Consider the following 12,820-nt stretch of genomic DNA (forward strand, 5'->3'; position numbering starts at 1 on the left):
TATACTAAATTGCATTTGCATAGGATTATAGTTTAACATTTTTTAGGGTTTGTTGTGTTAAAAACGTATTTTCATTCAGGGCATGCACATTACGGGGTCAAGGGGGCTTGGCCCCCTTGCGGGGGGTTCTGAAGGGGGGCGGAGCCGCCCCTTTTTTTTTCTTACGGCCAAATGCGATTGCCCTGTATTTTCAATTATACTGGCGCTTTGCACGACAAAATTGTAGGACTGTAGCACATTTTTGTAGTACCACTTTCTATCTCCCAACAAAACAGCCCAAACAACAGTGGCATGACTATTGCATTATTCAAGAAAACGCCCAAAAACAAAGGAGGTAACACATGAAAAAGATCGAGGCCATCATCAAACCCTTTAAACTCGATGAGGTCAAGGACGCCCTGCACGCCATTGGTGTACAGGGGATGACCGTCGTGGACGTCAAGGGGTTTGGCAGACAGAAGGGACACACGGAACTCTACAGGGGCACGGAGTACGTCATTGACTTCATCCCAAAGATAAAGATAGAGGTCGTGGTCGATGACGGCATCCTGGAGAGGGTCGTTGAGACAATAGAAAAAACGGCAAGAACCGGCAAGATCGGCGACGGCAAGATATTTGTCTACAATGCACAGGAAGCAGTACGCATCAGAACCGGCGAAAGAGGCCAACAGGCCCTTTAAAGAAAACATGGAGGATACAAAAATGAAACGAACGATTCTAACGACAACACTACTTGTACTGATGCTCTGCGGGGTGGCCTTTGCAGCGGAGGCGCCAAAGATCGACACGGGCGACACCGCCTGGTTGTTGATAAGCACCGCCCTGGTGATGTTGATGACCCCCGGACTGGGTTTCTTCTACGGCGGGATGGTCAGGAGGAAGAACGTCCTTGGTACGATCATGCACAGCTTTATCATGTTGTGCATGGTCAGTGTAATCTGGGTGCTGTGGGGGTATAGCCTGGCCTTTGGGCCGGACATTGGCGGGGTGATAGGGTCACTTAAGTGGTTTGGGCTGAACACGGTTGGGCAGGAGCCATCGGGTTACGCAAAGACGGTGCCGCACCTGCTCTTTATGATGTACCAGGGGATGTTTGCGGTCATAACGCCTGCGCTTATAACGGGTGCGTTTGCCGAACGGATGAAGTTTTCTGCGCTATTGCTGTTTTCGGCGTTGTGGTTGACTCTGGTGTATGCACCCGTGTGTCATTGGGTGTGGGGCGGGGGCTGGATAGCAACAAAAATAGGCGCCCTGGACTTTGCCGGAGGAACGGTTGTGCATATAAACTCGGCTATGGCTGCCATTGCGGCAATTATGGTCATGGGCAAACGCAGGGGGTTTGGACGGGAACACATGTCACCGCATAATTTGCCGTTGACGATCCTGGGCGGGGCGTTGTTGTGGTTTGGATGGTTTGGGTTTAACGCCGGCAGTGCATTGGGTTCCGGAGGGCTTGCTTCCCTTGCGTTTGTCACCACCAATACGGCTACGGCAATGGCAGCAATGGCATGGTTGACCGTGGAGTGGCTACACAGGGGCAAACCCACTGCGCTGGGCGCTGTCAGTGGAGCCGTGGCGGGACTTGTTGCCATAACGCCGGCAGCGGGGTTTGTTTCTCCGATGTCATCTATTTTGATTGGTATGGTGGCTGGTGTCCTCTGCTACGTGGCAGTCAGCATCAAGCCTAAGTTTGGATACGACGACTCACTGGACGTCATAGGCGTCCACGGAGTGGGTGGAACGTGGGGTGCGCTGGCAACCGGACTGTTTGCCTCCAAGCTCATCAACCCTGCCGGTGCTGACGGGCTGTTCTACGGCAACCCGGCGCTATTGTTGAAGCAGTTGGCCGCCGTGGCTGTTACGTTTGTTTTTGTTTTTGTACTTTCCATTTTTCTGTTCAAAATGGTAGACTTAATGGTTGGCCTAAGGGCATCAGCGGAAGACGAATTTGAAGGACTCGACTTGTCTATGCACGGTGAAAAGGCATACGACAGCGAAAACTAATTTAAAATAAGGAGGTACGTTATATGAAAAATCGTTTAATGGTGGCTCTCTTAGTGTCGATGACAATGACGCTGCTATTGACGCAGGCCGCCATTGTCAGGGCAGAAGAACCTGTCAAACAGCACAAGGATGATCAGGTCAAAAAAGAAGAACCCATCAAGGACTCGGAGGGCTTAAGGCCCTCGGTGACTATGAACATGGGGCTGCTGAACAGGTACGTCTTCAGGGGGTATGAAATAGGTACCAGGAGCATCAGCATTCAGCCGGCCACTACGATATCTTTAGAGGGCTTCAGCATTGCCTATTGGGGCAACTTCGACACACACGAGCGGGCAACCCAGTCGTTCGTTCCCGACAGGCCTGGCAAGGTGAGCTACAACGAAACAGACCTGACCCTGAGCTACACCAGGAGCTTTGACAAGTTGGCCCTGACGGCGGGATACACGTATTATGCCATGCAGTATGCCAAGCAGACACAGGAGGTCTTTGTATCGGCAGGGTACGGCATTTTTTCGAACCCGACTATTACTATTTACCGGGATATAGACGCCTATCCGGGGACGTATTTTAATCTCAAGTTCAGTCAATCGTTTCCCGTGTACAAGTATAAGGGTAACGACATAACCCTGGATACAGGGGCCTGCTTTGGGTACATGGTCGGAAGCTCCGGGTACTGGAGGACGCTTGACTCCTCGGGCAACTATGCCGGTTCCAAGTACAATGCCCTACACGATGGCATGTTAAGTGCCGGCATTACGGTCCCGCTGGCAAAGGGGTTGAGTATACAACCGCTGGTGCAGTTCTGGTATCCGTTGTCAAGCAAGGCACACAGGACAATTAACGGTGTCGCCTACAACCCAAATGGAAACATAGACTCTACCGTCGTGTACGGATTGAACCTGACTTACAGTTTCTGAGAAAAAAGAATGGGGAGCTTTGCTCCCCCTCAGACCCCCTCACAAGGGAGCACGGCCCCCTTGACCCCGTAAAGGGCTGGTTGACAGGTTGTGAAGTGGTTATATTAGCATAAGAATATCATGACTATTTCAAGTGCGATTGCCCTGATGGAGCAAGTTTAACTCCTGAAAAAAAATCAGGATCGGGTATAATAAACTATAATTGGCTGGATAGATGAAGGTATTGATTTTTTATATAGGTCTGTGTCTTTTGCCATTGTACGTAGCCGATGCCGTTTCTGCAAACAACACTTGGGGGAGGGTTGACGATGGCTTGTTTGTGAGGGAATTTGACCAGCCCGCAACTCCTGAAAGAGAGGCCCATGCAATTACGGTGGTCAAGGTAGACCCGGCCCTGTACTCGTTCAAGCTACTGACCATCTCTGAGTATGGTGGGGATGTCATGACCGTAAAGGAGTGGGCCAGGCGATATAACCTCATCCTTGCAGTCAACGCCGGGATGTATCAGGCCGATGGCACCACAAACGTTGGATTCATGAAGAACTTCAGGCACGTCAACAACCCCGGACTGGCCAGGGCCTACAAGTCTTTTTTTGCCTTTAACCCTGCCGTGTCCTATGTACCATCGGTGTTGTTTGTGGACGTTGACTGTCATAACTTCGCCGAACTAAAGGACAAGTACAACACATTTATTCAAAACATCCGGATGATAAGCTGCCGGCAAAAAAACGTCTGGTCGCAGCAACCCGGCGCCTGGAGCATGGTAGTCCTGGGCATGGACAAAAGCGGTAACGTGCTGCTTATCTTTACCCACATGCCATACACCGTGCATGATTTCATAGATGTCCTCCTGAAGCTGCCAATCTCAATCACCAACGCTATGTACCTCGAAGGTGGCAAGCAGGCCTCCCTCTACTTATCCGTCAAGGATACCGAAATACAACGCAGCGGAGACGATGAACAAGCCTGGCCAATACCAAACATCATAGGCATCGTCAAGAAGACCGGCGATGGCGGCAAGATCGGTAGAAAAGCCAAATAACCTGGAGGTAATAGTTCACCCCCCCAAGACAAAGGCAGCGCCAACTATGTTAAAAATGCTGTTTACAACATTCTTGTATCTATGTTATTATTTATGATGGTATTTTTCATAGCTATTAGAGTACAACCGTACAGTTAAGATAAATTTGAAACAAGGAGCCATAAAGGCAACCATTGACAGGGTGTTAAGCCTGCTGTTGGTATTTTTATTATTTCCATTGATGCTGATAATCGGGATTCTGGTCAAGCTGGATTCCCGTGGGCCTGTGTTTTTCATGCAGAGGCGCTGTGGCCTTGGAGGAGAGGAGTTTTTGATGTACAAGTTCCGCACGATGGTCCAGGGTGCGGATGACTTCAAGGATGCACTCTCAAGTGAGACGGATGGTCCCGTGTTCAAGATCAAAAAGGACCCTCGTGTGACACGCATCGGACGAATTTTGAGACGTTGGAGCCTTGATGAACTGCCTCAGTTGTTAAACGTACTCAGTGGACAGATGTCCCTTGTCGGGCCGCGTCCCCTTGAGAATGTCGAAATGCAGGGTAACGACCACTGGCGGACGGTAAGGCTTTCGGTCAAACCCGGCATAACCGGACTGTGGCAGATATATGGCAGGGACAGTTGCAAGTTCAGTGATTGGATCAAATACGACGTAGAGTACGTACAGAATATGTCGCTGCGGCTGGATATCAGAATCCTGCTGACAACTACGGCGGCCATTGTAAGAAAAAAAGGCACATGATAACCGATACAACAGACAGGCCGCCTGCTACTACCACAGATGCAGGTAATACCGCCATAAGCGTCCTGGAGGCGCTGTATGACAACGTCCTGAGCCGCCCCCGACACAACTTTATCGGTCACCACAACACGGTGTTGACGTATGAGGAGTTCTACGAACGGTGTTGTGGGTTTGCGCAGTTTCTGATGGCATCGGGGCTTAGGGCTGGCGACAGGGTCTGTTTAATCATGCCGCGAGTGCCGGAGTTGTTGCTGGCGTTTTTTTCGGTGGTAATGGCCGGGGGACTGCCGGTGCCCGTTAATTACATGATGGATGGCACTTCACGCAATGTATTTATACGCTCCCTTTCACCGGCGTTTATCGTGGTACATGAGAAGTACCTCTACACGCTGGATAACAACATCACAGGAGGCATCGTACTGGTTGGTAAACACCGGCGTGGCCTTATTGACTTTGACAGCGTAAGCCAACCAATCAAGGGCGAGCCACTACGCCGCCCCGATGACACCATCGCAGGTGGCAAGCCCCTGTACCTCAACTACACAACCGGCTCAACGGGCACCCCAAAAGGGGCACTGGCCACCAATGACAACATCGCCGTCAACACCATTGCAGCCATTGAAACCATGGGCTTTAGGGCTGATGACGTTCATCTGTGCATGTTTGCCTCGTTTGCGCATCCGCATGAGCTATTTGCGCGTGCCCTGTACACCGGGGCATCCGTGGTACTCCTGGAGGAGATCAACCCTCGCACTATCGCCGCCACAATTGCAAGGCACTCCGTAACCGCCATGATGGGGCTGACTCCGATGTATGAGATGCTCCTGGCGCACTGCAAGGGGGCTAAATTGGACAGTCTCAGGGTGGCAGAGAGCGGTGGGATGTACACCCCTGCGGCGACCATCGCAGCGTTTAAGCATGCCTTTGGCGTTCCGATCCTGAGCGTCTGGGGCAGCACGGAGACCTCCGGCATTGCCATTGCCAACACCCCACAGCACTACCGCATGGATGGCTCTATGGGCAGGGTCTGTCCGCATTACGCCGTGCGGTGTCTGCGTCAGGATGGCTCCGATGCCGACATTGGTGAGGTTGGGGAGATGGTCTTTGAGGGACGGGGGGTTATTGCCGGCTTTTACGAAGACTCTCCACGCCATGAACTAAACACGCACACCGCCAACAATACGTTCCACAGCGGAGACCTCGCATACAGAGACGCTGAAGGATACTTGTACTTCGTCGAACGACGCAGCGGGCTTATCAAGGTGGCAGGGATCAAGGTCTATCCGCTGCAGATAGAGATAGCGCTGCGGCAACACCCAGATATTGCCGAAGCCGCCGTGATAGGAATCGACGATAAGCTCAGGGGAATGGTGCCAAAGGCTTTTGTTGTCTTACGCCACGACGCATCGTTAAGCGAGGCTGACATCCTGGCCTTCTGCAAGGCGACAATGGCCGCCACCATGGTCCCAAAACAGATAGAACTCCGCTCCGAGCTGCCCAAGATTGGCAGTGGCAAGGTCGATAAAAAGGCCCTCAGATAAAAAAGAAAGAAAGAGGCGGTTGTGGCGGGGTGCCCTGCCCTTTATAAAACACCACAAAATATTCAGGTATTTGTTAAACTATAATTATGAGATTTGTTGACGTAAAAAGTGATATAGCCTTTAAGCGGATATTTGGCAATGAAAATAAGAAGGGAATACTGATATCTTTTTTAAATGCCGTCTTAGACCTCAGTGGAGAACGGGAGATATATGACATAGATATACTCAATCCCTATCAGGTACCAAAGATCGAGGGATTGAAGGAGACCGTACTGGATATCAGGGCAGTAGACAAGAGCAATGTGACGTTTATAGTAGAGATACAGATTCAGAAGAAAAAGGGTTTTGAAAAACGGGTACTGTACTATACAAGCAAGGCATATGCTAATCAATTAGACAGAGGAAAGGCTTATTCTGAACTAAAGCAGGTTATATACATAGCAATAGTGGATTTTGAAGTCTTTGATGGTGATGGTTATCTGACACGACATTTGATATTGAATACTGCTACGTTAAAACAGGATTTAAAGGACTTTGAGTTTTATTTTATCGAGTTGCCAAAATTTACAAAGGCAGAAAATGAACTGGAAAGTATAACAGATAAATGGATACATTTTATAAAGAATGCGTATTCGCTGGAGATGGTACCTAAGTGTGCTGATTTCGTGGAAATAAAGGAAGCCTATGAGATAGCAAATGAGAGTACGTGGAGCAAGAAAGAATTTGAGGTATATGAATATTGGCAGATAAGACTTCAGGATGAGAGAGGTGCTATTGAAAATTCGTTTGACGAAGGTAAAATTAAGGGCATAATTGAGGGCAGAGTCGAGGGCAGGCTTGAAGGTCTTGCAGAGGGGCAGCGTAAGGGGTTGATAGAGGGACAACGTAAAGGTTTGCTTGAGGGCATAGAAGGGATGCTTGAGATCAAGTACGCATCCGAAACAGCCGCACTTATGGACGTTGTCATGGCCCTTGAAGGCGTAGAGCAATTGCAGATATTTAACGCTCTGCTAAGGAAGTCTGCTTCTGTGGATGAACTGTGGGCATATCTTAAAGGGGGATAGTTCGGGAGGTTTATATGGCTGTAATTTTTATAGATTCTTTGCTCGTTGCGGGTTAAAGCATGGAGATTATAAACGGCAGGGTTGTAAATGAAACAGCCGTGGTGACGACTATCAGAAACGCACAGAGGGCAACATCAAGATTGTACTTGGCCGCTATCAGCAGAGAGACAACCATCGTGGGCATACCTGCCTCAACGATGCACGAGTTCATGGCCACGCCATTGAGACCAATGCTTCCGGCTACTTTGAGGGCAATCACAGGTCCTGCGACGAGCTTTATTGCCACGGCAGGTACAATGGCCCATGCGTGCTTTATCTTTGGCAACGTGATGGCAAGACCGATGCTGAAGATCATCAGCGGTACCACGACGTCGCCAAGCATCGTCACCGATTTTAAGACGAATGCCGGCAAGTTCACATTGGCAGCCTTCAGGGCAGCGCCACAGGCAATCCCCCATATGGGTGGCAACGACACTATATTTCGCACGGACTGCGAAAGACTCACTCGCTTGCCCGTGCCGTGTATGGAGGCTATCTGGGCCGCTACAAGCCACAACAGCGGTGTTGTGGCAAACAGGTCGTAGTACAGCGCATACTTTGCCGCACCGTGGCCAAAAGTCTCCGAAATAACTGGTAGACCCAAAAACGTCGTATTTCCAAATGCCGAACCTATAATCAGCACACCCTTCTCTTGTGGACTTATATTAAGGCGCTTCTCCAGCAATCTGTACACCAAAAACGACACCGACAGCGCCAACACAATCGTCACGCCGCTAACTATTGGGACAAGCACAGCCTCAAAGTTCAGCCTTGAATTGTAGAAAATCTTTAGACACAGCGCCGGTGCAAACAGATTCAGCACGCAGGCGTTTATCGCCTGACGGATGTCGCCGGTATCCAGGCCGCCAACCCTCAGACGTCTGAAGACGACACCTGCAAGGATTATCAGTCCAAGAGACAAAAACGTATCTCGCATACTTTAAGTGCCAAACCCTTCCAGTCAATTATAGCACGTTTCGATTGGATTAAATACAAAATACATGGCATTTTTACGGGGTCAAGGGGACTGGTCCCCTTGCGGGGGGTTCTGAAGGGGGCCAGGAGCGTCCTGGAGCGACAAAGAAGCGGAGCCGCCCCTTTCTTTCTTGTCTTGCACACAATCGAAACGCGCTATATAGCAAATTTCGATTGGATTAAATACAAAATACGTGGCATTTTTTACGGAGCGCCAAGAAGCGTAACCGCCTCTTTGTTCTCCCTGCCCGATGCAATTGTCCAGCCCCCATGCTCACCGGGCAGGGCAATCTAAATCAGACATCTGACCTGCTCTGCAAATCGCCTGATGTCATCGGTGCTGTTCAACAACTGATACAGCCTCTCTGCGTCTATGTCCTGATACTGATGTATGAGCATATTTCTTAAGCCAACCATTGCGGTAAGTTTTGCGGTCAACCCCTCATCAAGGTAGTCGTACCTGGCCAACAGCTTGATGCACTCGGCATACGTGGATGGATTACCAAGGTTGTATTTGCTCACGATGTGACATGCGATATCAATAATCACCTGGATGGTCTCAAGATATCCGTATCTCAATGCCCATTCCGTGTGCTTGTCTGACAGGATGCCGTCAAGTCCGAAGCGCTCCCTGAATCTCAGAAGTTCCGCCAGGTTGCCCTCTAAACGCTTAATGCGTTCCAACATAGTTGCGTTGTCCAAAGCGTTTTTCGCAAAGTCGTCTGTTGAGGGTCTCATCCACGTTTGCTCGCAGATATGCCGTGTCAAGGTAGTACAGGAATGTCTCCCGCTTAAAGTCCGTGAAGCTGTCATCGTCCCTGCACAGGACCAATTGTCCCTTTGACACTATATCGTAGGCCAGTACGGGGTTAGTCTTGTACAACCCGTTTAGTACCACAACGTCAATCCTCCCGTGACACACGCTCTCAAGGTCGGCTACCACCAGCCCCAGTTCCAACAGGTCGATATGGCGTGCCGTATACAGCCCGATATCCATGTCGCTGACCAGGGTTGCCCTGCCCTCCGCAAAAGAACCAAAAACGACGGTAAATACTATAAAGTCATACTGCACAAGGCATCCTTTTATCGTGTCAACCACTCCCTTCATTGTTCAATTATAGCAACGTTTGATTGATTTTATCTATATCTCTGCATATGCGCCATTGATGTTCAGGTTTGCAAGCAGCCAAAAAAATTTTTCATGCGTAGAGGCAATAATTATTTTAACAGCTTGATATTATGTCAACGTTGTGATAGACTAGCATTATAAGGGTTTGGTTCAGTATATTTATAGTTAATGGCAGTAATGGTAATGGGTTGCCCCAAGGGGTTACCCGGAAGGTATTGACAAGAGATGATTGGTGAGTATCTTAAGGGTCTGCGCGCACAGGCCAATATGTCGTTAAAAGATATAGCAACCAAGACAAGGGTACGTAGAGAGTATCTGGAGGCTATTGAGGAGGAGCGTTTTGAAAAGTTGTCGGCTGATATCTACATCAAGGGTTATATCCGTGCATATCTGAAGGCCCTTTCTGTAGACCCTGCTGAAGGGCTGCGGCTTTACAACGAACAAACACGGAAGTCCAGGGAAGCCGAGTTACGTATGCAGGAGCCGGAGGTAAAGCCCTTTTTACCGATAAGGCAATTGTTATACACGGCGATAGCGCTGATTGCTATTGCGGTTGGTGTGTTTTTCTTTTACCAGGACCAAACGAAATCCTCTGCTGCAAAGAATTTTACTGCGGCAGATGCTATGATAAGCAAGAACATTGCAAATACCGGATTCAAAGACGAACAACCTGCCGTGGGCAAACCTGTCATAGTCAAGGCGCCTAAATCGGTTACAGTGCCGGTGACAGTTTTTGATGTGAAGTCTGCCGATACGTCTGTGGCGGTTAAACATAATCTGAGCCTGGAGGTGCTTGAGGCAACGTGGATAAGCATTACGATAGACGGCAAAGACAAAAAGGCGATGACACTCATGCCGGGAGATACGGCTCATTGGGCAGGGGAAGATAATTTCAGCCTTAAGCTGGGCAATGCCGGAGGTGTGCGGGTGACATTTGATGGTAAGAACCTCGGGGTGCCAGGCCCACGCGGCAGCGTTCTGACGGTAAAATTCCCCCAGTAAATTTCAAACAGCCAATACCCCCACCCCTAGTCAAACTTCGGCATTTTTCAACCCAAACCCATAAAAAAAAAGGAGCCAGGACGATGGCAGCACCTGTTACTGCCCCACTACAACGGTGCATTGTCTTGTATATACGCCAACGAAGCTATGACTATATAGGTCTATTGTATATACGCCGGTAATACCTCCGTTTCTTATAGCTGTCTCAATGCTGCCATCACCCATAGAGATTGCACCCAGGACAGAGTGTACACATGCCTGCCCGTTTCTGTTGCCACTGGAGAGCGGCCCCTTTGCCACGGGCAATTTGGTATAGGTCATGCCCCAACCAAAGGGGCCATCACCCACAAAACCACAACCGCTAACAACCATCATCGGTAGCAGAAGCACGCATACCACCCCAACCAATCTCAGCTTCAATATCAGTTTTTGGCTCAGTTTTTGGCTCAGTTTTTGGCTCAATTTTTTGGGCACAATCTCTACCTCCTCGTTGTACTGTCAATCATGAAAACAATAAGGGGGATAATCCTTATTCGGTCTTTCCAAGCCCTGTCTTTGCCAGTATCTTGGTTGCTATCGGCGGGAATACGTATAGCTCCTTCATGGATTCCATTACACTGCCCATGTACTTTGTTGTTTCATCGGATACGGCAAGGCCCTTTTTCCTGACGTCCTGGAGGTACTCCGTCCATACTGAGTGGTCCCAAGCGCCTTTTGTCTTCTTGATAAATCCAACGGAGTTCTCCGCAAGCGCCATCATGGCATTGGTGATGCCATCGGTCGTGGTCGCCGCACCGTAGAACTTCTTCATTGCCTCAAGCAAGGTACCGAGGTAGGCCTTCATCTCTTCGGTTGTCTCAAACCCCATCTTCTGAACCTCTGCCAGGAAATCCATCCATGCAGTGTGGTCCCATATCCCCTTTTGCCGCTCCACAAACTTGGCGGCTAACTCGATCAACTCATCAAACTGTCCCATCAGTTTCTTAGACATTGAAACCTCCCATAGATATTTTTTTGGTTTTTCTCCATAAAGGAGAGAGTGTTTTTTTTTCTACATTCTGTTATAACAAATGAGTTGAACGTTTGTCAACCGGTAATTATGTAATTCAATGAAACCGGGCAAATACACGACAAACTCACAAATTAAGTTGCGTTATCGTGACATAAGTTTCCGCCGTGTCAATAAACAGCCTTACCCTGCCGGCTCTGGGATTGTAAAAAAGCCCTTGGGTGACATATAATATCAGCATGTTACTGCAAGCGATCAGACAGCAGAGGCTTGCCACCGGTGGTGGAGTGATCGTGTTGTTTTTGATTCTGGTGGCCGTCTTTGCCCCGTTGCTGGCGCCCTGCCAGCCCGACGCCATTGACGCCGCACACGTCCTGTCCCCCCCCGGTGCGGGGCGTTGGCTGGGAACGGACGACCTGGGCAGGGACATCCTCAGTCGGATGATCTACGGGTGTCGGATATCGTTGTCGGTTGGATTTGTGGCCGTGGGGATATCCACGCTCATCGGGATAATCGTGGGGTCGTTGGCGGGGTTCTACGGGGGATATGTCGATAGGGTCATCATGCGCTTTGTGGATATCATGCTTTCGATCCCGACATTTTTCCTCATCCTTGCGGTGATCGCCTTTATCGACTCAGGCATCGGCAACATCATGCTCGTTATCGGGCTTACGTCGTGGATGGGGGTGGCGCGCCTTGTCAGGGCGGAGTTTCTGTCGCTCAAAGGCAGGGAGTTTGTACTTGCGGCCATCAGTGCGGGGGCGTCGGATATCAGGGTCATCGTAAGGCACATGTTGCCCAATGCCCTGGCGCCGGTTATCATATCGGCAGTGCTGGGGGTTGCGGGGGCGGTGTTGGTGGAGTCGTCGTTGAGCTTTCTGGGGCTTGGGGTGCAGCCTCCTACGCCAAGCTGGGGGAATATCCTGAGCATCGGAAAGGACAACCTCGAAATAGCATGGTGGCTGTCGGTCTTTCCAGGCGTGGCGATACTCATAACGGTCGTCGGATACAACCTCCTGGGCGAAGGTCTCAGGGACGCAATGGACATGCGACAGAGAAAAATATAGCGTCTACCTTACTTCGGTAGCACTAAGCAAGAGAGTATAAACATGTACATAGAAGAAAGAAAGGGGCGGCTCCGCTTCTTTGTCGCTCCAGGGGGTGAGGCAGGGCGGTCTGCCATAAAAGTCGCACATAGCCCCTTTAGAACCCACTGCAAGGGAACCAGTCCCCCACTGAGTCGGGGGGAGCGGGTGCATAAGAAAGTAGTTGGTGGCTTCGTCAAAGAAAGAATGGGGGCTTCGCCCCCTACCCCCTACAAGAAGGGCGGCTCCGCCCCCTCCTTGACCTCCCCTGCAA

The 12,820-nt window shown here is 50.0% G+C and carries 14 protein-coding genes; 9 read left to right on the forward strand and 5 right to left on the reverse strand.

Translation table 11 applies throughout. The features are described from left to right. Positions 1-341 precede the first annotated feature (341 nt). The 7 genes from HWQ67_RS05255 (at position 342) to HWQ67_RS05285 (ending at position 7,307) form a co-directional block, all read left to right on the forward strand. Positions 342-680: a P-II family nitrogen regulator gene (locus tag HWQ67_RS05255; RefSeq protein WP_040336392.1), complete on the forward strand. Its 339-nt coding sequence runs from the start codon at positions 342-344 to the stop codon at positions 678-680. 100 nt (positions 681-780) lie between these two features. Continuing rightward, a complete protein-coding gene (locus tag HWQ67_RS05260; RefSeq protein WP_425340702.1) occupies positions 781-2,004 on the forward strand; it encodes an ammonium transporter in 1,224 nt (407 codons plus the stop codon). A 23-nt stretch (positions 2,005-2,027) separates the two neighbouring features. Then, a complete protein-coding gene (locus HWQ67_RS05265; protein ID WP_218251601.1) occupies positions 2,028-2,921 on the forward strand; it encodes a hypothetical protein in 894 nt (297 codons plus the stop codon). Between the two features lie 214 nt (positions 2,922-3,135). Next, positions 3,136-3,963, forward strand: a complete 828-nt coding sequence (locus HWQ67_RS05270) for a phosphodiester glycosidase family protein (RefSeq protein WP_218251602.1) — start codon at positions 3,136-3,138, stop codon at positions 3,961-3,963. A gap of 145 nt (positions 3,964-4,108) precedes the next feature. Continuing rightward, positions 4,109-4,702 (forward strand): sugar transferase, encoded by a 594-nt coding sequence (locus HWQ67_RS05275; protein ID WP_218251603.1) that lies wholly within the window; start codon positions 4,109-4,111, stop codon positions 4,700-4,702. Then, a complete protein-coding gene (locus HWQ67_RS05280; protein ID WP_218251604.1) occupies positions 4,699-6,243 on the forward strand; it encodes a class I adenylate-forming enzyme family protein in 1,545 nt (514 codons plus the stop codon). Before HWQ67_RS05275 ends, HWQ67_RS05280 begins: the two co-directional genes overlap by 4 nt. 86 nt (positions 6,244-6,329) lie before the next feature. Then, positions 6,330-7,307, forward strand: a complete 978-nt coding sequence (locus HWQ67_RS05285) for an Rpn family recombination-promoting nuclease/putative transposase (RefSeq protein ID WP_218251605.1) — start codon at positions 6,330-6,332, stop codon at positions 7,305-7,307. Between the two features lie 52 nt (positions 7,308-7,359). On the opposite strand, the gene HWQ67_RS05290 is transcribed toward HWQ67_RS05285, so the two are convergent. The 3 genes from HWQ67_RS05290 to mntA form a co-directional block, all read right to left on the reverse strand. After that, entirely contained in the window at positions 7,360-8,283 is a 924-nt protein-coding gene (locus HWQ67_RS05290; RefSeq protein ID WP_218251606.1) for an AEC family transporter, read from the reverse strand. A 329-nt stretch (positions 8,284-8,612) separates the two neighbouring features. Further along, complete coding sequence (gene hepT / locus HWQ67_RS05295; protein WP_218251607.1) at positions 8,613-9,008, reverse strand: type VII toxin-antitoxin system HepT family RNase toxin; 396 nt, start codon at positions 9,006-9,008, stop codon at positions 8,613-8,615. Next, positions 8,992-9,429 carry a type VII toxin-antitoxin system MntA family adenylyltransferase antitoxin gene (gene mntA, locus HWQ67_RS05300; RefSeq protein WP_255317129.1) on the reverse strand — a complete coding sequence of 146 codons (438 nt, stop codon included), beginning with the start codon at positions 9,427-9,429 and terminating at the stop codon, positions 8,992-8,994. Before mntA ends, hepT begins: the two co-directional genes overlap by 17 nt. Before the next feature lie 246 nt (positions 9,430-9,675). On the opposite strand from mntA, the gene HWQ67_RS05305 reads away from it, so the two are divergent. Continuing rightward, a complete protein-coding gene (locus HWQ67_RS05305; RefSeq protein WP_218251609.1) occupies positions 9,676-10,452 on the forward strand; it encodes a helix-turn-helix domain-containing protein in 777 nt (258 codons plus the stop codon). A gap of 96 nt (positions 10,453-10,548) precedes the next feature. Here the strand turns inward: HWQ67_RS05305 and HWQ67_RS20170 are convergent, their stop codons facing one another. Together HWQ67_RS20170 and HWQ67_RS05315 are read right to left on the reverse strand one after the other, a co-directional pair. After that, positions 10,549-10,926, reverse strand: coding sequence for a TRL-like family protein (locus tag HWQ67_RS20170; RefSeq protein ID WP_218251610.1), 378 nt, complete (start codon positions 10,924-10,926; stop codon positions 10,549-10,551). Between the two features lie 55 nt (positions 10,927-10,981). Continuing rightward, entirely contained in the window at positions 10,982-11,443 is a 462-nt protein-coding gene (locus HWQ67_RS05315) for a hypothetical protein (RefSeq protein WP_218251611.1), read from the reverse strand. Between the two features lie 257 nt (positions 11,444-11,700). Between HWQ67_RS05315 and HWQ67_RS05320 the strand changes: the two genes are divergently transcribed. After that, positions 11,701-12,528 (forward strand): ABC transporter permease, encoded by an 828-nt coding sequence (locus HWQ67_RS05320; RefSeq protein WP_218251612.1) that lies wholly within the window; start codon positions 11,701-11,703, stop codon positions 12,526-12,528. The last annotated feature ends 292 nt before the right edge of the window (positions 12,529-12,820 follow it).

It is taken from the genome of Candidatus Magnetobacterium casense, from assembly GCF_019173545.1.
Classification (GTDB): domain Bacteria; phylum Nitrospirota; class Thermodesulfovibrionia; order Thermodesulfovibrionales; family Magnetobacteriaceae; genus Magnetobacterium; species Magnetobacterium cryptolimnobacter.

What these genes read in the sequence shown, in the direction of transcription:
- HWQ67_RS05255 (WP_040336392.1), top strand. Translation starts at nt 342, where the DNA reads ATGAAAAAGATCGAGGCCATCATCAAACCCTTTAAACTCGATGAGGTC.
- HWQ67_RS05265 (WP_218251601.1), top strand. Translation starts at nt 2,028, where the DNA reads ATGAAAAATCGTTTAATGGTGGCTCTCTTAGTGTCGATGACAATGACG.
- HWQ67_RS05270 (WP_218251602.1), top strand. Translation starts at nt 3,136, where the DNA reads ATGAAGGTATTGATTTTTTATATAGGTCTGTGTCTTTTGCCATTGTAC.
- HWQ67_RS05280 (WP_218251604.1), top strand. Translation starts at nt 4,699, where the DNA reads ATGATAACCGATACAACAGACAGGCCGCCTGCTACTACCACAGATGCA.
- HWQ67_RS05285 (WP_218251605.1), top strand. Translation starts at nt 6,330, where the DNA reads ATGAGATTTGTTGACGTAAAAAGTGATATAGCCTTTAAGCGGATATTT.
- HWQ67_RS05290 (WP_218251606.1), bottom strand. Translation starts at nt 8,283, where the DNA reads ATGCGAGATACGTTTTTGTCTCTTGGACTGATAATCCTTGCAGGTGTC.
- hepT (WP_218251607.1), bottom strand. Translation starts at nt 9,008, where the DNA reads ATGTTGGAACGCATTAAGCGTTTAGAGGGCAACCTGGCGGAACTTCTG.
- mntA (WP_255317129.1), bottom strand. Translation starts at nt 9,429, where the DNA reads ATGAAGGGAGTGGTTGACACGATAAAAGGATGCCTTGTGCAGTATGAC.
- HWQ67_RS05305 (WP_218251609.1), top strand. Translation starts at nt 9,676, where the DNA reads ATGATTGGTGAGTATCTTAAGGGTCTGCGCGCACAGGCCAATATGTCG.
- HWQ67_RS05315 (WP_218251611.1), bottom strand. Translation starts at nt 11,443, where the DNA reads ATGTCTAAGAAACTGATGGGACAGTTTGATGAGTTGATCGAGTTAGCC.
- HWQ67_RS05320 (WP_218251612.1), top strand. Translation starts at nt 11,701, where the DNA reads ATGTTACTGCAAGCGATCAGACAGCAGAGGCTTGCCACCGGTGGTGGA.